This window comes from Enterobacter sp. H2G27, assembly GCF_054403075.1.
This window is the reverse complement of record NZ_JBSVSI010000001.1, coordinates 3,149,094-3,167,292: the sequence shown is the minus strand read 5'-3', so window position 1 is coordinate 3,167,292 and position 18,199 is coordinate 3,149,094. Positions and strand designations below refer to the sequence as shown.

Below are 18,199 nucleotides of genomic sequence, written 5' to 3'. Positions count from 1 at the left end.
GGTGACAGGGCCTGGATATTACAGAATACGGCTGATAAGTCGGTCGATACGGATACGACGTAAGCGGCGAATAAGCTTGCGAACTTTTACCGGATAATCGGCAATGCTCTGCAGTTCGCGGTAGTGATTCACCACGGTCGTATGGGTGCGAATCAGCTCCAGCTCGCGTTCACGTTGGGCGGCTAACTCATGCTGCGGGTCATGAATCAGGATAGCGTTTTCCAGATCCAGTCGCCACGCGCGCGGGTTCAGGTTGTTACCGGTCAGCAGCATCCACTCATCGTCGACCCACATGCCTTTCAGATGGTAACTATTGTCTTCATCTTTCCAGAGACGCACAACCAGCTGGTCAGTGTTGACGTAATACTGTAAGCGGCTCAGGAAACGACGCAGGTTAATCTCATAGAGATAAGGCAGCGCACCGATGATTTTGAACGGCTGATCTTCAGGAATGAAGAAGTCGTTTGCCGTTTTATCACCAACGATAATTTCCACTTTTTTACCGTCGCGCAGCAGCTGAATGATATTACGCACCAGCACGGCAGGAAGGTTGAAGTACGGCGTACAGATGGTGAGTTTCTGCTCCGCACACGGCATCAGATGGAAGATCGTTTTGTTCAGCTGGCTTGATTTGCCGAGTCCTACCAGCGGTGTAACGGATAGCTCTTCGTTGTTCGCATCGCCCTGGAAATGATAGACCGCATCACGCAGCTCCTGGCGGAAGGCGCGAACATCGTTTTTGATTTCCGGGCTTTTAGGACGCTCGGGATCGTCAAGGCGGTTAACGCCACGGCCGTGGACCAGATTTTTATCAACCCAGTTAAACATGATATCGGCCATCTGCGGATTACGGATCAGATGGTAGCGGTCGTAGCGATATTTATCGAGCTGATGAAGGTAGACATCATTGAGGCTGGCGCCGCTGTACAGCACGCTGTCATCAATGATAAATCCCTTGAAATGAAGGACGCCGAGCGCTTCACGGGTATTAACCGGGACGCCATAAACAGGCACATCGACGCCAGGATTTTCCTGCGCCGTACGGCAATACCAGTCAGCATTGGTGTTTGACGCGGCAGCGCCAATACGGCCACGCTGAGCTCGATGCCAGTCTACCAGCACGCGAACATCAAGTTCCGGGCGCTGACGTTTCGCATCATAGAGCGCGTTCAGGATCGCGCGCCCGCCTTCATCCTGTTCAAGATACAGTGCCACAATGCAAATGCGTCGTGTGGCGCTGGCAATCTTTTCCAGAAGCGTCTCCCGAAAATGAGCGGGAGCGTAAAAGAACTCTACATCATCAACTGACTGAGAAATCTTCGGTAGTTGAGCAAGGTGTTGTTGATGTTTATTACGCTTAAATTTTGACAACATCACAGTGCGTATCTTCTCTGTTCATTGAAGGGTTGTCTGTACCATGCAAACAACATAAGCGGACAATGATACCACCAGTCCCGTCCAAAGTGGGTAACATTTCCAGTAGCTTACTCGCGTTTGCTTGCTGATGTCAGACTAAGGGATAAGGCAGCAATACCTTCGTCAAGCTGAATATCAACGTCAAACCCAAGTTTTCGCGCCAGGGTCACCATACCGCGATTGTTAGGCATAGTAATGCCATTAAGGCGTAACAATCCGTGATCTCGCGTATAACTGATGAGTTTTTCCAGCAGTCGTCTTCCCAGACCCAGGCCTTTAAGATCGGAGCGCACCAGCACCGCAAACTCCGCATCGACGTTATCCGGGTCAGAAATCGCACGCGTGACGCCGAGGATCTCATCACCCTTATCGGCGCGACGAACGGCAACAAACGCCATTTCTCGATCGTAGTCGATCTGGGTCATATTGGCTAAATCATCGTGGGTAAATTCGTTGATTTCGCTAAAATAGCGATAATAAAGATCCTCTTTCGTGACCTGAGAGATAAAGGCTCGCAGCTGGGGCTCATCTTCCGGCAGAATAGGGCGGAACAAGGCGCGTTCACTATTTTTCATCTCAACCCACTCCTCCAGCTGCAGAGGATACGGGCGGATCGCCAGACGGCTCTCGCTGTCTCCTTCGAATGGTGCGATATCCAGGGTCACGTCCAGCGCCGTAAACTCATTGCCGGAGGCGAGCAGCGGATGAATATCCAGCCGCTGGATCTCGGCACAATCCACAATCAGGTTAGAGACCTGCACCAGGAACTGACTTAGCCCGGCAATATCGAGCGGACGCAGCGCACTCCGGCCGCGGATTTTTTTACTTTTAATCGCCTGAATGATCAGATAACGCGCCAGATTCATGTTCAGAGGCGGCAACGCCACCACGGCCTGCTCTTCCGGGCGCCACTCAACGCCGCCTTCTCCCAGCATGATGAGCGGACCGAAGACGGGATCGTGTTCAACCACCACCCGTAATTCCTGAGCACCAGCGCGGTTGGCCATACTTTGCACCAGCAATCCGTGGATCCTCGCCTGCGGCCAGGCCATTTTCACACGATCGAAGATGGCATCAGCTGCCTGCTGCACCTCCGTTGCCGTGCGCAGGTACAACATGACCCCCTGCACATCCGACTTATGCGGGATATCCGGGGAGCGCAGCTTCAGGGCAACCGGATAGCCAATCTGCTCGGCAATATGCACGGCCTCAGCGCTGTCGCTGGCGATCCAGGTCGGCAGGGTTTGCATCCCGTAGCTGCCCAGAATCGGCTGGACCTCATGTGTATCCAGCGAGGTCGCGCCTTCTTCAATGGCCTGCTGCAACAGCCTGTGAACGTCAACGGTATTGGCCGTCAAATTCCCGGGCAACGCCGGCGTCTCGCGGAGCTGTTTCTGGTTACGGCGATATTCCACCATATGCATAAACGCGGTGATGGTGCCTTCCGGCGTGCGGTAGGTTGGCAGCCCGGCCTCGCTGAACAAGCGCCGCGCCTCCTGAGAAGAAAACTCACCGCACCAGTTGGTGAGCAGGGTGACATATTTGCCTCGCGGATGGTTGCGTACGGCCTCAATGAGCGCGCGCGCGCTTTCACTGCCCGGCGCGACCGCGCTGGGTGAGTGGATAATCATCAGCGCATCGAAATCCTGGCTATCCAGCAAAATGGAGATCGCCTTGATGTAGCGATCGCTGCTGGCGTCATCGCGCAAATCAAGCGGATTGCCGGGCGTCACGCTGGTCGGAAGCGCTTCTTTCAGGCGCTGCAGCGTCTCTTCACTTAGCGTTGCCAGCTTGCCGAAGCGCCGCCATAGCTCATCCAGGGCGAGTGCGGCGGGGGCGGCACCGTTACTGACGATCATTAGCTTCTCGCCGCGCAACGGGCGCATATGGCTTAACGTCTCAACGGCGGAAAAAAGTTCGTGTGTATCCTGCACCCGCAGCAACCCCGCGCGCTGGATGGCGGCGTCCCAGGCGGGATCCATGCCGGAATGCGAATGCAGCAGGCGCTGTGCCGCAGGGCTTCGCCCGCTTTTGATCACCAGGATCGGCTTATTGCGCGAAGCGCTTCGAGAAGCCGAGACAAAACGACGCGCGTCGCTGAGGTGCTCAAGATAAAGCAGGATCGCACTGGTTTTACCGTCGCGCGCCAGAAAATCCAGCAGCTCATCAACATCGATATCCAGACTGTCGCCGAGAGCAATGAAGTAGGAGAATCCCATTTCACGCTGCTGCGCCCAGTCGAGGATAGTGTTCGATACCGCAGCCGACTGCGAGATAAACGCGAGTTTACCTTTGCGGATCGGAACCGGAGAGAAACTGGCATTTAAGCCCTGCCAGGGAGCGAGCAGACCCAGGCTGTTTGGCCCAAGAATACGCATTTGATAGCGGCTGGCGCAGGCCAGAAGCTCGGCTTTCTGTTCAGGCGGAGACGAGAGAATAATGCAGGTTTTACATCCCTTCTTACCGAGTGATTCCAGCAGTTCCGGGTTACGCTTCGCGTTTGTACAAAGTACGGCAAGATCCGGTACGAAAGGCAGGCTCTGTACATCAGGCCATGCAAGGACTCCCTGAACGGCCTTATACGCCGGTGTGACGGGCATGACGGGGCCATTAAATCCCCCGGCCAGCAGGTTGCGCATCATCAGATAGCCAGCACGATCCGGTTTCATTGATGCGCCAATGACGGCAATGGATTTAGGACGAAGTAGCGCTTCTAACCCTCGCTGGCTCATGCAGGCCTCCTGTGAATGCAAGCGACCTGATGATTTTAAACGCTTTCCGTCTCGGCTGCTGTGACGCTGCCCTTATGAACGGTTTTTCCCGCCAGATAGCGTTCCCGGAAACAGGAGAAATGGTTGCCCAGGGCGCCAGCCGCAGCGGTATCACCCGCCAGATCCAGAAGCGCAATTGCCACTTCGGCGGTGCAGTATTGCCCGTCAGCATGCGCCTCTCGCAGGCGGTAGGCGGAGACGCGGGAAAGGTCGACAGAAATTACCGGCAGCGCGTCGAGATACGGGCTTTTGCGAAACATTTTTCGTGCTTCGGTCCAGGTGCCGTCCAGCATAATAAATAGCGGCGGTTTACCGGGGGGCGGCGTCGAAAGCACGTGGCGATCCACGCCTGCATAAGAGGCGGGGAAAACGACCATCGGCTGATAGTCCGGGCTAGCCACTAAGTCGAGCAGGGCCTGAGGGGGCTCCGTGCGGGACCACTGAAACGCCGCGGTATCCGGGAGAATATCGGCGATAAGGCGTCCCGTATTGCTGGGTTTCATCGGCTCGGTATCGAACATGACCAGACAAAAACGGCTCTGTGCCGAACTCGGGGCCAGCGTCTCGCACAGGCAAACCTTCAGCGGCAGCAGGCAGCGCTGGCAGCGGCGAATACGGTTGCCTCGGGCAAGGAACGGTCGAGTGGCGCGCGCAAGGCGTTCGGCGCGTAGTTGAAGAACAGCGTTATCAGTCATGGGCGAAATGCAGGAAAAACCCTATTTTCGCAGAGGCGGCAGCGGGGCACAAGATGTGCCCCGTGAATGTTACAGCGACTCGTTTAACCAGCTTTCAAAAGGTGCTTTTGGAACTGCACCGTTGAGCATATCGATCACCTCACCATTTTTAAAAATCATAATGGTCGGGATGCTGCGGATGCGAAAACGGGCGCTTAGTTCGGGCTCAGCTTCAGTGTTGACCTTAACGAACCGCATTTTTCCGTTTCGCTCTTCGGCCACATCTTCGAAGATTGGCGCGAAGCTACGGCAAGGGCCGCACCATGGCGCCCAGAAATCGACCACGACAGGAAGATCGTCCTTGAGGAGTTTGTCCAGCGTAGCACCCGTTGCGTTAATGACGTCGCCATCAAACAATTCATGGCCGCAACGTCCGCATTTCGCACCATCTTCCATCCGATCGTCCGGAATGCGGTTAAGAGCCTGACAGTTGGCACATACGGTATTCATAACTAACCTCTGATAGAGCCGCGGGACAGCGGCGGAACGCCGATAATGTTTCTAATATGTTACATATTATCAATGAGCCTGTTTGAAACAACAATGCGTTTTATTCAATGAGAACAATAGTCACAGGCTTTTGTACGAAATTATGGCTATGCGCTGGCACATCGGGTAATCTGCGCGCTTCGCGCAGCGCTGGTGGAGAAAAGCATGAACGACGAAATGAAAAACAAAAGCGGCAAGGTCAAAGTGATGTATGTCCGCAGTGATGATGACTCTGATAAACGCACCCAAAATCCGCGTACCGGAAAAGGTGGCGGGCGTCCGGCGTCTTCTTCTCGTGCTGACGGTGGCCGTCGCCCCGCCCGCGATGACAGAAATAACCGCGGTGATGACCGCAAACGTGACGATCGCAAACGCGATGACCGTCCGCGTTCCGACCGCCCACGTAGTGACCGTCCACGCGATGACCGTCCGCGGGAAGACTTCTCACGTGATAATGCCTCCCCGTGGCGTACCGTTTCTCGCGCCCCTGGCGATGAGACGCCGGAAAAAGCCGATCACGGCGGTATCAGCGGTAAAAGCTTTATCGACCCGGAAGTGCTGCGCCGTCAGCGTGCGGAAGAGACCCGCGTGTATGGTGAAAACGCCTGCCAGGCGCTGTTCCTGAGCCGTCCTGAATGTATCGTCCGCGCCTGGTTTATTCAGAGCGTAACCCCGCGCTTTAAAGAAGCGCTGCGCTGGATGGCCGCGAACCGTAAAGCTTACCACGTGGTTGATGATGCTGAGCTGACCAAAGCCTCCGGTACTGAACACCACGGCGGCGTTTGCTTCCTGATCAAAAAACGTAACGGCACCACCGTTCAGCAGTGGGTCAGTCAGGCGGATGCCGATGACTGCGTGCTGGCGCTGGAAGATGTGGGCAACCCGCATAACCTGGGCGCAATGATGCGCAGCTGCGCGCACTTTGGCGTGAAAGGCGTGCTGTTGCAGGATGCTGCACTGCTGGAATCCGGTGCCGCGATCCGTACTGCGGAAGGCGGAGCCGAGCACGTGCAGCCGATCACCGGCGACAGCGTGCTGGATGCTCTTGAGCAGTTCCGTAAAGCGGGCTATTCCATCGTGACCACCTCAAGCCATGCCGGTACGCCGCTGTTTAAAGCGACGCTGCCGCGTAAAATGGTGCTGGTGCTGGGTCAGGAACGCGATGGTCTGTCTGACGCGGCGCTCTCCAGTGCGGATCTGAGCGTCTCTATTGATGGGACAGGCAATGTGGAAAGTCTGAATGTATCCGTTGCGACCGGCGTACTGCTGGCCGAGTGGTGGCGTCAGAATAAGGCATAAGCCTCTTCATGTGCCGGGTCATACCCGGCACATTCAATTATTACTCGCTCTCAGCCGGTAGCACGGGCATCCAGTCAATTGGCGTTTCGCCACGTTTTTCCAGCCATTCATTCGCCAGAACAAAATGATTACAGCCAAAGAAACCGCGATGCGCAGACAGCGGTGACGGGTGTGGCGCTTTCAATACGTGATGGCGCTGACGGTCAATAATCGCCCCTTTCTTCTGCGCATGCGATCCCCAGAGTAAAAACACGACCCCTTCACGATGCTCGTTGATCAGGCTGATGACTTTATCGGTGAACGTCTCCCAGCCCAGGCTGGCGTGCGAGTGCGCCTGGCCCGCCCGTACGGTGAGTACCGTATTCAGTAACAGCACTCCCTGACGCGCCCAGCTTTCCAGGTAGCCGTGGTTTGGCCGGGTAAACCCGGGCACGGTTCCTTCAAGCTCTTTATACATGTTGAGCAGAGAAGGAGGGATCGCCACGCCCGGACGTACGGAAAATGCCAGCCCATGCGCCTGGCCCGGGCCGTGATAGGGATCCTGGCCCAGAATAACCACTTTCACATCGCTCAGTTCGGTGTAGCGAAAGGCGTTGAACACGTCTTTCTGCGGCGGGTAAATCGTCTGTCCGGACTGACGCTCAGCGGCAACGGTGCTGAGCGTATTGATAAAATATGGCTGCTGCTTTTCTTCTGCCAGCACGTCATGCCAGGTTAAAGGTGTCGTCATCTCGCTCTCCTGCGAATCTCAATCTCTTACTAGCTTACCTTCTAAAGCCCGGTGAGCAAAATTACACGCTGAAATGCGCGCTAAGTGGCTAAATTTATGTTGAAAATGTGCAGGTAAAATTGAATTGGTAAGGTCGTGAAATTGATCTAAAGCAATAAATTCAAACCACACTCTTTATGTGGTTGGTGTTTTTGTTGATTTAAATCAATAAATCACCGTGGTGTGAATGATATATATACACACAAGAAACAATGGTTTTACCAATTGGCCGCGAGAGGCCGACATCAGCTAATGTAGCCTAAGGGAGGCAACACATGATTACAGGTATCCAGATTACTAAAGCTGCAAATGACGATCTGCTCAACTCTTTCTGGCTGCTGGACAGTGAGAAAAACGAAGCGCGCTGTGTCGTTGCGAAAGCGGGTTTTGCTGAAGATGAAATCGTGCCGGTGAGCAAACTGGGCGAAATCGAATACCGTGAAATTCCAATGGAAGTAAAACCGGAAGTGCGTGTGGAAGGTGGTCAGCACCTGAACGTAAACGTACTGCGTCGCGAAACGCTGATGGACGCGGTAGAGCACCCAGAAAAATATCCACAGCTGACGATTCGCGTGTCCGGCTATGCGGTCCGCTTTAACTCACTGACTCCAGAACAGCAGCGCGACGTCATCGCCCGTACCTTTACTGAAAGCCTGTAACGGCTTCTGCAGGGGGGGAATAAAAAAGCCGGGGATTTCCCCGGCTTTTTTTTACTCTTCAGTTTTCGTCTCTGGTGCGGCAGAGCTTGGCTTACGTCGCTTACCAATATTCTTGGTATCGCGGTGGCGCTGCTTCACGCGCGGTTTCTCTTTTTCTTTCTCTTTTCTCTCAGCACGTTTCGCGAGCGCTTTCTTTGACGGTTTACCCGTCATTTTTTCACTCGGCGCACGCGTGGTTGGGCGCAGGCCATCAATAACGCGCGCTTTCAGCGGCTCGTCAACATAGCGGCCAATTTTCTGCAGCAGCAGGTAGTCATGCGCTTCAACCAGTGAGATAGCAATACCTTTGCGGCCCGCGCGACCGGTACGGCCAATACGGTGCAGATAGGTATCGCCGCTGCGCGGCATATCGAAGTTAATCACGTGGCTGACGTCCGGAATGTCGATCCCGCGAGCGGCCACGTCTGTGGCAACCAGCACGTTAACGCGGCCATCGGTCAGGCGCTTAATGCCTTCGGTACGCTTGATCTGCGCCATCTCGCCTTCAAGATAGCAGTTATTGATCCCGGCGTTACGCAGCATTTCTGCCAGCTCGTGCACGCGCTCGCGCTTACGCACAAACACGATTGTGCGCAGCGCATCTTCCTGCTTCAGCAGGTGTTTCAGCAATTCAACCTTGTGCTCAAGGTTGTCCGCGCGGTAGTACCACTGGTGGATCTTCTTACGCTCACGGGTGGACGGCGTCGCCGACACTTCTACCGGATCTTCCAGCAGACGCTCTGCGAAGTCTTTAATCGCTTCACCTTCGAGGGTGGCAGAGAACAGCATCGTCTGGTTACGCCAGCGCGTTTCACCCGCAATATGCTCGATATCCTGTGCGAAGCCCATGTCCAGCATACGGTCGGCTTCGTCGAGGATCAGCGTTTCAACCGCGCGGCAGTCGAAGTTCTCTTCTTTAATGTACTGCAGCAGGCGGCCCGTCGTCGCAACGACGATGTCCTGGTTTTCGCTGAACACTTCGGCGTGGTTCATATACGCAACGCCGCCGGTGATGGTCGCGATATCCAGATGGGTATTTGCCGCGAGTTCACGCGCGTGATCGGCCACCTGCATAGCCAGTTCGCGCGTCGGCGTCAGGATCAAAATACGCGGCGGGCCAGATTTTTTACGCGGAAAGTCGAGCAGATGCTGCAACACAGGCAGCAAATAGGCTGCTGTCTTCCCCGTGCCGGTTGGGGCAGAACCGAGCACATCGCGGCCCTCAAGCGCAGGCGGAATGGCCGCTGCCTGAATGGCGGTCGGGCGTGTAAAGCCTTTGCTCTCAAGTGCATTGAGCAGGCTTTCATCGAGTTCAAGTTCGGAAAAAGTCGTTACAGTCATGTTCTACCTCTGTGTGGGGCGCTGATTATAGACGTTACGGCTGTAATCTTCATCTGTTTGTATGGATATCGCTTTTCGGCCACTTCGCTTTCCCCTATGCTACTCCAGTTTCACTTAGAAGGTTGCTCCGACATGTCTCAACTCAAAGCGCAGCTGCGCCGCGATGGTTTTACGTTTAAACAATTTTTTGTCGCTCACGATCGCTGTGCCATGAAGGTCGGTACGGACGGTATTTTACTGGGTGCATGGGCGCCTGTCGCAGGGGTTAAGCGTATTCTTGATATCGGTACCGGCAGCGGGCTGGTGGCGTTAATGCTGGCGCAGCGCACGGAAGAGCATGTCACCATCGATGCCGTCGAGCTGGATGCGCAGGCGGCAGAGCAGGCGAATGAAAATATGGCCGAATCCCCCTGGGCTGCCCGCATGAAAGTGGAATGCGCAGATGTGCTCGCCTGGGCGCCTGAACAAACCGCGCGTTACGATCTGATCGTCAGCAACCCTCCTTACTACGAGCCCGGCGTTGAGTGCGGTACCCCCGAGCGTGAGCAGGCGCGTTATACCGGTTCCCTCGATCACAAGGCCCTGCTCACCAGTGCTGCCGAGCTTATCTCCGAAGAAGGTTTTTTCTGCGTGGTCCTGCCTGAGAGTACCGGCAACACGTTCATCGGTATCGCGCAGGAGATCGGCTGGACGTTACGCCTGCGTACCGATATTTCGGATACGGAAGGACGACTGCCGCACCGCGTGCTGCTGGCGCTCTCGCCGAAAGAGGGGGAATGCTTTAACGATCGAATGGTGATCCGTGGGCCAGACCAGCGTTATTCCGAAGATTACACTGCCCTGACCCAGGCGTTTTATCTGTTTATGTAAACCTGCGGGGCGAGTATCGACGGGCCGGACTCAGCAAGCTGATTCGGGTAGTCCAGGGTGTAGTGCAGCCCGCGGCTCTCTTTACGCATCATCGCGCAGCGAACAATCAGCTCGGCAACCTGCACCAGATTGCGCAGCTCCAGCAGATTATTCGATACGCGGAAATTGGCATAATACTCATCAATTTCCTGCTGCAGCATAGTGATGCGGCGCAATGCGCGTTCAAGACGTTTCGTGGTGCGCACAATTCCGACGTAGTCCCACATAAACAGCCGTAGCTCATGCCAGTTATGCTGGATCACGACCAGCTCGTCCGGGTTATCCACGCGGCTTTCATCCCAGGCTGGCAGGTGCTCAGTCTCACGGGCGTAGGGCATGCGCTTCGTGATGTCTTCTGCGGCCGACCAGCCGTACACCAGACATTCAAGCAGCGAGTTAGAAGCCATACGGTTCGCGCCGTGAAGCCCGGTATAGCTGACCTCACCGATAGCATACAGACCGTCCACATCGGTACGCCCATGATCGTCAACCATTACGCCACCGCAGGTATAGTGGGCGGCTGGCACAATCGGCACCGGATCGCGCGTTAAATCAATGCCAAGATTGAGCAGCTTTTCATAAATCATCGGAAAATGCTGGCGAATAAACGCTGCTGGCTTATGGCTGATATCAAGATACATGCAGTCCACGCCAAGGCGCTTCATTTCATGATCGATGGCGCGAGCAACGATATCGCGGGGGGCCAGTTCGCCACGGGCGTCAAAGTCCGGCATAAAGCGGGTGCCGTCAGGGCGTTTCAGATAGGCGCCTTCGCCGCGCAGGGCTTCCGTCAACAGGAAGTTGCGCGCCTGAGGGTGGAACAGGGCGGTTGGGTGAAACTGATTGAACTCAAGATTCGCCACCCGGCAGCCGGCGCGCCAGGCCATAGCGATACCGTCTCCGGAGGCAATGTCCGGGTTCGTGGTGTACTGATACACTTTGGAGGCGCCGCCCGTAGCCAGTACCACAGCCTTTGCCTGACAGGTTTCAACCTTCTCTTTATTACGGTTCCAGACCCAGGCGCCCACCACGCGACGCGTGCCGGGCAGGCCAATCTTGTCAGAGATAATCAGGTCAACGGCATTACTCCGCTCAAGAACCCGAATATTAGGATGGTTCAGCGCTTTACCGACCAGCGTGGTTTCCACTTCTTTTCCGGTGGCATCTGCTGCGTGCAGGATGCGGCGGTGGCTATGGCCGCCTTCGCGCGTCAGGTGGTAGCTCTCTTCACCGTTGGGTTGAACCTGCGTATCGAATAAGACGCCCTGGTCGATGAGCCACTGCACGCAATGACGGGCATTGCTGGCGACAAACTCAGCGGCGTGTGCATCCACGATCCCAGCCCCGGCAATCAGCGTATCTTCAACGTGGGATGCAATGCTGTCTGTCTCATCAAACACCGCGGCAATGCCACCCTGGGCATAAAACGTGGAACCCTCACTTATCGGCCCTTTACTCAGAACGATAACGTTTTGATGCTCGGCCAGGCGCAGCGCCAGAGAGAGACCGGCAGCACCGCTGCCGATGATCAGTACATCACAATGGAGTTCAGGTGTTGTGTTCATGATTGTTGTTTAATTTACTAAACAGTGTTGAGTCAGAATAGCACTCGAATGCGATTTATCGCACGTATTTTTTTAGCGACTGTTGCAATGGCTAAACGCTTAAGTTGAGGTAAACGGAGGGTAAATGAGTGAAATTATTTTGCGAAGCAGATCGTTAGCGTCAGATTTTGTGGTGAAATAAAGCCTGTGTTGCGTTACTCTTCTGGCGGGAAAAAGATGTTTCTTGTCAGAAACTGGTGCGTATCGTGAACAGACTTATAATGAGAGAAAATGAACAGTCTGCGGCGCGATGAACAAAAACAAAGGCGTTACGGAACTTATTAAAGATCAGACACTCTAATTTGTGCTTGCTCAAAGTGCGGTATTTTTAGAGTGGCGTTTCGATAACGCGTGGAATTTAGGTTTGGGGAGACATTACCTCGGATGAGCGAGCAGTTAACGGACCAGGTCCTGGTTGAACGGGTCCAGAAGGGAGATCAGAAAGCCTTTAACTTACTGGTGGTGCGCTACCAGCATAAGGTGGCGAGCCTGGTTTCCCGCTATGTACCGTCAGGCGATGTGCCTGATGTGGTGCAAGAGTCTTTTATTAAGGCCTATCGCGCGCTGGATTCTTTCCGGGGAGATAGTGCTTTTTATACCTGGCTGTACCGTATTGCGGTCAATACGGCAAAGAATTATCTGGTCGCTCAGGGTCGTCGTCCGCCTTCAAGTGATGTGGACGCAATTGACGCCGAAAACTTCGAAAGTGGCGGCGCATTGAAAGAAATTTCGAACCCTGAGAACTTAATGTTGTCAGAAGAACTGAGACAAATCGTTTTTCGCACGATCGAGTCGCTCCCGGAAGATTTACGCATGGCAATTACGTTACGGGAGCTTGATGGTCTGAGCTATGAAGAGATAGCCGCTATCATGGATTGTCCGGTCGGCACGGTACGTTCACGAATTTTCCGTGCGCGAGAAGCTATTGATAATAAAGTTCAACCGCTTATCAGGCGTTGACGATAGCGGGATACTGGAAAAGGTATTAGGCATGCAGAAAGAAAAACTTTCCGCTTTAATGGATGGTGAAACGGTAGATAGTGAGCTGCTCAACGAGCTGTCTCATTCTCCCGAAATGCAAGAGACCTGGGAGAGTTACCATCTCATCCGTGACACCCTTCGCGGTGACACCGGCGAGGTTCTCCATTTCGATATCTCAGCCCGCGTCATGGCGGCGATTGAGAATGAGCCTGTTCATCAGACCACTCCGCTGATTCCTGAAGCTCAACCCGCACCTCACCAGTGGCAGAAAATGCCATTCTGGCAAAAGGTGCGCCCGTGGGCCAGCCAGCTTACCCAAATGGGTGTGGCTGCATGCGTATCGCTTGCAGTTATTGTTGGCGTCCAGCACTATAATACTCAGTCTGAAACTAATCAGCAGCCAGAAGCGCCAGTGTTTAACACACTGCCGATGATGGGCAAAGCCAGCCCGGTAAGCCTGGGCGTACCGGCTGATGCTTCCGCCAGCGGCGGCCAGCAACAGCAGGTTCAGGAGCAGCGCCGTCGCATTAATGCGATGTTGCAGGATTATGAGTTGCAGCGTCGTCTGCACTCTGAACAGCTTCAGTTTGAGCAGGCGCAGACACAGCAAGCTGCTGTGCAGGTGCCCGGAAACCAAACTTTAGGAACGCAATCGCAGTAATGAAGCAACTTTGGTTCGCCATGTCTCTGATGGCGGGTAGCCTGTTCTTCTCTGCCAACGCCTCGGCTGATGTATCATCCGGGGCGTTGTTGCAGCAAATGAATCTGGCCAGCCAGTCACTCAATTACGAGTTGGCATTTATCAGCATCAACAAGCAGGGCGTCGAGTCGTTACGCTATCGCCATGCCCGTCTTGATAACCAGCCGCTCGCCCAGCTTTTACAGATGGATGGTCCGCGTCGGGAAGTTGTCCAGCGTGGTAACGAAATCAGCTATTTCGAGCCCGGCCTGGAACCTTTCACGCTGAATGGCGACTATATCGTTGATTCCCTGCCGTCACTCATTTACACCGACTTCAAACGGCTTGCCCCTTACTACGATTTTATTTCGGTAGGGCGTACGCGTATTGCGGACAGACTTTGCGAGGTGATCCGCGTTGTCGCCCGGGATGGAACGCGTTACAGCTATATTGTCTGGATCGACGCTGAAACTAAACTCCCGATGCGTGTAGACCTGCTTGACCGTGACGGTGAAACGCTGGAACAGTTCCGGGTTATCTCCTTCAGCGTGAACAATCAGGTTGGCAACAGCATGCAGAATCTGGCTAAGGCCAGCCTGCCGCCGCTGCTTTCTGTTCCTGCCGGGGATTCCGTTAATTTCAACTGGGTACCTGCCTGGATCCCACAAGGGTTTAGCGAAGTGTCCAGCAGCCGTCGTCAGCTGCCAACGATTGAAACGCCGGTGGAATCGCGCCTCTATTCAGATGGTTTGTTTAGCTTCTCGGTGAATATCAATCGCGCAACGGCAAACAGCGCTGAACAAATGCTGCGTACCGGGCGCCGTACGGTGAGTACAACGGTACGCGATAATGCAGAGATCACCATTGTGGGAGAACTCCCTCCGCAAACGGCGAAGCGTATTTCCGACAGCATTAAATTCAGGGCTGCACAATGATCAAAGAGTGGGCGACAGTTGTCTCATGGCAGAACGGCATTGCGCTGGTGAGCTGCGATGTTAAAGCCTCATGTAATAGCTGTGCATCCCGCGCTGGCTGTGGCAGCCGCGTGCTGAACAAGCTCGGGCCACAAACATCGCACACGATTTCAGTGCCAAGCGAACAGCCGCTGATGGCCGGGCAGAAGGTGGAACTGGGCATCGCGGAAGGCAGCCTGCTCAGCTCCGCTATGCTGGTGTATCTCTCTCCGCTGGTCGGTCTGTTTATCATGGGTGGTCTGTTTCAGATGCTGTTTGGTACCGATGTGGCCGCTATGTGCGGTGCCGCATTGGGTGGCGTAGGGGGATTCTGGCTTGCCAAAGGTCTCTCCCCAACACTCGCCGCGCGCGAGGAGTGGCAGCCTGTCATTCTCAGCGTTGGGCTGGCGCCAGACCAGCTTCGTGTTGAAACGCTCTCTTCTGAGGCCCGGTGATCCATCGGGCTTTATCTTTTTTTACACCCTAAAACAGAAAACGTCCTTTCTTCACGCTATACCAGTCTCTAAGTGCATTTCCAGGTAGCGAGGATGTAGTGTAGAATGCTGCGTTTTCGCACTGAAAAACGTCAGGCTAAGAACAGCGGCCTCCAGGAATTCGTAAGGCATAATTATTTAACTATATGAAGAACATACGTAACTTTTCGATCATTGCTCACATTGACCACGGTAAGTCGACGCTGTCTGACCGTATTATCCAGATTTGCGGTGGCCTGTCTGATCGTGAAATGGAAGCCCAGGTTCTGGACTCCATGGACCTGGAACGCGAACGCGGTATCACCATTAAAGCGCAGAGCGTTACGCTTGATTACAAAGCGGCTGATGGTGAAACCTATCAACTGAACTTTATCGACACCCCAGGCCACGTTGACTTCTCCTATGAAGTTTCACGCTCGCTCGCGGCCTGTGAAGGCGCGCTGCTGGTGGTGGATGCCGGGCAGGGCGTTGAAGCCCAGACCCTGGCAAACTGCTACACCGCGATGGAAATGGATCTCGAAGTTGTGCCGGTTCTGAACAAGATCGACCTGCCAGCCGCCGATCCTGAGCGCGTAGCGGAAGAGATTGAAGATATTGTCGGTATTGACGCGACCGATGCCGTGCGCTGCTCCGCGAAAACTGGTGTCGGCGTCACCGACGTGCTGGAGCGCCTGGTGCGTGATATTCCGGCCCCGGAAGGCGATCCGGATGCCCCGCTGCAGGCGCTGATTATCGACTCCTGGTTCGATAACTATCTGGGCGTTGTCTCCCTTGTGCGTATTAAAAACGGCACCATGCGCAAAGGCGACAAAATCAAGGTAATGAGTACCGGACAGGTCTACAATGCCGACCGTCTGGGTATCTTCACGCCAAAACAGGTTGATCGCACCGAGCTGACATGCGGCGAGGTAGGCTGGCTGGTCTGCGCCATCAAAGACATCCTCGGCGCGCCGGTGGGCGATACCCTGACCGGTGCGCGTAATCCGGCAGAAAAAGCGCTGCCAGGCTTTAAAAAGGTGAAGCCGCAGGTTTACGCGGGCCTGTTCCCGGTCAGCTCTGACGACTACGAAAACTTCCGTGATGCCCTTGGCAAGCTGAGCCTGAACGATGCCTCCCTGTTCTATGAGCCAGAAAGCTCAACGGCGCTGGGCTTCGGCTTCCGCTGCGGCTTCCTTGGTCTGCTGCACATGGAGATCATTCAGGAGCGTCTGGAGCGTGAATACGATCTGGACCTGATCACCACCGCGCCGACGGTAGTGTATGAAGTTGAAACCACCTCGAAAGAAGTGATCTACGTCGACAGCCCATCCAAGCTGCCGCCGTTGAACAATATTCACGAGCTGCGTGAGCCGATTGCCGAATGTCACATGCTGCTGCCGCAGGAGTTCCTGGGCAACGTCATTACGCTGTGTATTGAGAAGCGCGGTGTGCAGACCAACATGGTTTACCACGGTAACCAGGTGGCGCTGACCTACGAAATCCCGATGGCGGAAGTGGTACTCGACTTCTTCGACCGTCTGAAGTCGACCTCCCGTGGCTATGCGTCACTGGATTACAACTTCAAACGCTTCCAGGCCTCCAACATGGTGCGTGTGGACGTGCTGATCAACGGCGAGCGTGTGGATGCGCTGGCGCTGATCACCCACAACGACAATGCGCCATACCGTGGCCGCGAGCTGGTTGAGAAGATGAAAGATCTGATCCCGCGTCAACAGTTCGATATCGCGATTCAGGCGGCCATTGGCAACCATATTATCGCGCGTTCCACCGTGAAACAGCTGCGTAAAAACGTTCTGGCGAAGTGCTATGGCGGTGACGTCAGCCGTAAGAAAAAGCTGCTGCAGAAGCAGAAAGAAGGTAAGAAGCGTATGAAGCAGGTCGGTAACGTCGAGCTGCCGCAGGAAGCATTCCTTGCCATCCTTCATGTTGGTAAAGACGGCAAATAACCTTAAGGAGTTGGCATGGCGAACATGTTTGCCCTGATCCTGGTCATTGCTACCCTGGTGACAGGTCTGCTGTGGTGTCTGGATAAGTTTATCTTCGCCCCAAAACGTCGCGAACGTCAGGCTGCCGCACAGGCAGCCACTGGCGATGAGATTGACGCGAAAACCCTGAAGAAAGTCGGCCCGAAACCGGGCTGGCTGGAAACGGGCGCCTCGGTATTTCCGGTGCTGGCGATTGTGCTGGTCGTACGTTCGTTTATTTACGAGCCGTTCCAGATCCCATCAGGTTCAATGATGCCAACGCTGCTGATCGGTGATTTTATTCTGGTAGAGAAGTTTGCCTACGGCATTAAAGATCCGATCTACCAGAAAACGCTGATCGAAACGGGTCATCCGAAACGCGGCGACATCGTGGTGTTCAAATATCCGGAAGATCCGCGCCTGGACTACATCAAGCGCGCGGTAGGTCTTCCGGGTGATAAAGTGACTTACGATCCGGTTGCGAAAGAAGTCACCGTTCAGCCGGGCTGCAGCTCCGGTACCGCATGCGAAAACGCGCTGCCAATCACCTACTCAAACGTTGAGCCAAGTGATTTTGTGCAGACCTTTGCTCGTCGTAACGGCGGCGAAGCGACCAGCGGATTCTTCCAGGTACCGAAAGGTGAAACCAAAGAGGACGGCATTCGTCTGGTTGAGCGTAAAGAGACGCTGGGCGATGTGACGCACCGAATCCTCACCGTGCCGATCGCGCAGGATCAGCTGGGTATGTACTATCGTCAGCCGGGCCAGCAGCTCGCGAGCTGGATTGTACCGCCAGGGCATTACTTCATGATGGGTGACAACCGCGATAACTCAGCGGACAGCCGTTACTGGGGCTTTGTGCCGGAAGCGAATCTGGTCGGTAAAGCTACCGCCATCTGGATGAGTTTTGAGAAGCAGGAAGGCGAATGGCCGACCGGTGTACGCCTGAATCGTATCGGCGGAATCCATTAATTCTCAATAAATGAACGCGTAGCCGCTTTAATTAGCGGCTACGTGAATTATTTCCACGATAAATCTCTTCGAACTAACGACATCCCCTGTCGTTGTGTATAGAATATTCCCCCGAAGTTTAAGGTT

17 protein-coding genes are annotated in these 18,199 nt (G+C 54.7%); 10 read left to right on the top strand and 7 right to left on the bottom strand.

Features of this window, described 5'->3' with window-relative positions:
• Positions 1 to 18: 18 nt before the first annotated feature.
• The 4 genes from pssA to trxC all read right to left on the bottom strand — a co-directional run bounded on the left by pssA (position 19) and on the right by trxC (position 5,371).
• Entirely contained in the window at positions 19 to 1,374 is a 1,356-nt protein-coding gene (gene pssA, locus ACW9E7_RS14890; protein WP_115876029.1) for a CDP-diacylglycerol--serine O-phosphatidyltransferase, read from the bottom strand.
• A 110-nt stretch (positions 1,375 to 1,484) separates the two neighbouring features.
• A complete protein-coding gene (locus ACW9E7_RS14885; RefSeq protein WP_458727996.1) occupies positions 1,485 to 4,148 on the bottom strand; it encodes a bifunctional acetate--CoA ligase family protein/GNAT family N-acetyltransferase in 2,664 nt (887 codons plus the stop codon).
• 35 nt (positions 4,149 to 4,183) lie between these two features.
• Complete coding sequence (gene tapT / locus ACW9E7_RS14880; RefSeq protein ID WP_458727995.1) at positions 4,184 to 4,882, bottom strand: tRNA-uridine aminocarboxypropyltransferase; 699 nt, start codon at positions 4,880 to 4,882, stop codon at positions 4,184 to 4,186.
• Positions 4,883 to 4,951: 69 nt separating this feature from the next.
• Positions 4,952 to 5,371 carry a thioredoxin TrxC gene (gene trxC, locus ACW9E7_RS14875; protein ID WP_111965120.1) on the bottom strand — a complete coding sequence of 140 codons (420 nt, stop codon included), beginning with the start codon at positions 5,369 to 5,371 and terminating at the stop codon, positions 4,952 to 4,954.
• A 204-nt stretch (positions 5,372 to 5,575) separates the two neighbouring features.
• On the opposite strand from trxC, the gene ACW9E7_RS14870 reads away from it, so the two are divergent.
• On the top strand, positions 5,576 to 6,709 hold the full coding sequence (locus ACW9E7_RS14870) for a tRNA/rRNA methyltransferase (protein ID WP_248174888.1): 1,134 nt from the start codon (positions 5,576 to 5,578) through the stop codon (positions 6,707 to 6,709).
• Positions 6,710 to 6,749: 40 nt separating this feature from the next.
• On the opposite strand, the gene ung is transcribed toward ACW9E7_RS14870, so the two are convergent.
• Positions 6,750 to 7,439 carry a uracil-DNA glycosylase gene (gene ung / locus ACW9E7_RS14865; RefSeq protein ID WP_111965122.1) on the bottom strand — a complete coding sequence of 230 codons (690 nt, stop codon included), beginning with the start codon at positions 7,437 to 7,439 and terminating at the stop codon, positions 6,750 to 6,752.
• Between the two features lie 314 nt (positions 7,440 to 7,753).
• On the opposite strand from ung, the gene grcA reads away from it, so the two are divergent.
• A complete protein-coding gene (grcA, locus tag ACW9E7_RS14860) occupies positions 7,754 to 8,137 on the top strand; it encodes an autonomous glycyl radical cofactor GrcA (protein ID WP_008502190.1) in 384 nt (127 codons plus the stop codon).
• 51 nt (positions 8,138 to 8,188) lie between these two features.
• Here grcA and srmB read toward each other — a convergent pair whose 3' ends face one another.
• Positions 8,189 to 9,517 (bottom strand): ATP-dependent RNA helicase SrmB, encoded by a 1,329-nt coding sequence (gene srmB / locus ACW9E7_RS14855; protein WP_023344704.1) that lies wholly within the window; start codon positions 9,515 to 9,517, stop codon positions 8,189 to 8,191.
• Positions 9,518 to 9,649: 132 nt separating this feature from the next.
• Between srmB and trmN the strand changes: the two genes are divergently transcribed.
• Positions 9,650 to 10,387 carry a tRNA(1)(Val) (adenine(37)-N(6))-methyltransferase TrmN gene (gene trmN / locus ACW9E7_RS14850; protein ID WP_458727994.1) on the top strand — a complete coding sequence of 246 codons (738 nt, stop codon included), beginning with the start codon at positions 9,650 to 9,652 and terminating at the stop codon, positions 10,385 to 10,387.
• Here the strand turns inward: trmN and nadB are convergent.
• A complete protein-coding gene (gene nadB, locus ACW9E7_RS14845) occupies positions 10,372 to 11,991 on the bottom strand; it encodes an L-aspartate oxidase (protein WP_143345407.1) in 1,620 nt (539 codons plus the stop codon). The two genes, trmN and nadB, sit on opposite strands and share 16 nt — an antisense overlap.
• A 343-nt stretch (positions 11,992 to 12,334) precedes the next feature.
• Between nadB and rseD the strand changes: the two genes are divergently transcribed.
• From rseD to lepB, 7 genes are all read left to right on the top strand, one after another.
• Positions 12,335 to 12,418, top strand: coding sequence for a rpoE leader peptide RseD (rseD, locus tag ACW9E7_RS14840; protein WP_223605340.1), 84 nt, complete (start codon positions 12,335 to 12,337; stop codon positions 12,416 to 12,418).
• The gene (gene rpoE / locus ACW9E7_RS14835; protein WP_006176728.1) at positions 12,415 to 12,990 is read left to right on the top strand and encodes an RNA polymerase sigma factor RpoE; all 576 of its coding nucleotides are present in this window, start codon (positions 12,415 to 12,417) and stop codon (positions 12,988 to 12,990) included. The genes rseD and rpoE overlap by 4 nt, the downstream gene beginning before the upstream one ends.
• A gap of 31 nt (positions 12,991 to 13,021) precedes the next feature.
• Positions 13,022 to 13,672 carry an anti-sigma-E factor RseA gene (gene rseA / locus ACW9E7_RS14830; protein ID WP_008502186.1) on the top strand — a complete coding sequence of 217 codons (651 nt, stop codon included), beginning with the start codon at positions 13,022 to 13,024 and terminating at the stop codon, positions 13,670 to 13,672.
• Positions 13,672 to 14,625, top strand: coding sequence for a sigma-E factor regulatory protein RseB (rseB, locus tag ACW9E7_RS14825; protein ID WP_023308851.1), 954 nt, complete (start codon positions 13,672 to 13,674; stop codon positions 14,623 to 14,625). Before rseA ends, rseB begins: the two co-directional genes overlap by 1 nt.
• On the top strand, positions 14,622 to 15,098 hold the full coding sequence (gene rseC, locus ACW9E7_RS14820; protein ID WP_023308850.1) for a SoxR-reducing system protein RseC: 477 nt from the start codon (positions 14,622 to 14,624) through the stop codon (positions 15,096 to 15,098). Before rseB ends, rseC begins: the two co-directional genes overlap by 4 nt.
• A 185-nt stretch (positions 15,099 to 15,283) precedes the next feature.
• Positions 15,284 to 17,083 carry a translation elongation factor 4 gene (gene lepA / locus ACW9E7_RS14815; RefSeq protein WP_008502183.1) on the top strand — a complete coding sequence of 600 codons (1,800 nt, stop codon included), beginning with the start codon at positions 15,284 to 15,286 and terminating at the stop codon, positions 17,081 to 17,083.
• A gap of 15 nt (positions 17,084 to 17,098) precedes the next feature.
• A complete protein-coding gene (gene lepB, locus ACW9E7_RS14810) occupies positions 17,099 to 18,073 on the top strand; it encodes a signal peptidase I (protein ID WP_048978831.1) in 975 nt (324 codons plus the stop codon).
• Positions 18,074 to 18,199 lie beyond the last annotated feature (126 nt).

Coding starts and splice junctions, on each gene's coding strand:
- srmB (WP_023344704.1), bottom strand. CDS start 9,517: ATGACTGTAACGACTTTTTCCGAACTTGAACTCGATGAAAGCCTGCTC.
- rseA (WP_008502186.1), top strand. CDS start 13,022: ATGCAGAAAGAAAAACTTTCCGCTTTAATGGATGGTGAAACGGTAGAT.
- rseB (WP_023308851.1), top strand. CDS start 13,672: ATGAAGCAACTTTGGTTCGCCATGTCTCTGATGGCGGGTAGCCTGTTC.
- lepB (WP_048978831.1), top strand. CDS start 17,099: ATGGCGAACATGTTTGCCCTGATCCTGGTCATTGCTACCCTGGTGACA.
- rseC (WP_023308850.1), top strand. CDS start 14,622: ATGATCAAAGAGTGGGCGACAGTTGTCTCATGGCAGAACGGCATTGCG.
- lepA (WP_008502183.1), top strand. CDS start 15,284: ATGAAGAACATACGTAACTTTTCGATCATTGCTCACATTGACCACGGT.
- rpoE (WP_006176728.1), top strand. CDS start 12,415: ATGAGCGAGCAGTTAACGGACCAGGTCCTGGTTGAACGGGTCCAGAAG.
- nadB (WP_143345407.1), bottom strand. CDS start 11,991: ATGAACACAACACCTGAACTCCATTGTGATGTACTGATCATCGGCAGC.
- ung (WP_111965122.1), bottom strand. CDS start 7,439: ATGACGACACCTTTAACCTGGCATGACGTGCTGGCAGAAGAAAAGCAG.
- trmN (WP_458727994.1), top strand. CDS start 9,650: ATGTCTCAACTCAAAGCGCAGCTGCGCCGCGATGGTTTTACGTTTAAA.
- grcA (WP_008502190.1), top strand. CDS start 7,754: ATGATTACAGGTATCCAGATTACTAAAGCTGCAAATGACGATCTGCTC.
- trxC (WP_111965120.1), bottom strand. CDS start 5,371: ATGAATACCGTATGTGCCAACTGTCAGGCTCTTAACCGCATTCCGGAC.
- tapT (WP_458727995.1), bottom strand. CDS start 4,882: ATGACTGATAACGCTGTTCTTCAACTACGCGCCGAACGCCTTGCGCGC.
- pssA (WP_115876029.1), bottom strand. CDS start 1,374: ATGTTGTCAAAATTTAAGCGTAATAAACATCAACAACACCTTGCTCAA.
- ACW9E7_RS14885 (WP_458727996.1), bottom strand. CDS start 4,148: ATGAGCCAGCGAGGGTTAGAAGCGCTACTTCGTCCTAAATCCATTGCC.
- ACW9E7_RS14870 (WP_248174888.1), top strand. CDS start 5,576: ATGAACGACGAAATGAAAAACAAAAGCGGCAAGGTCAAAGTGATGTAT.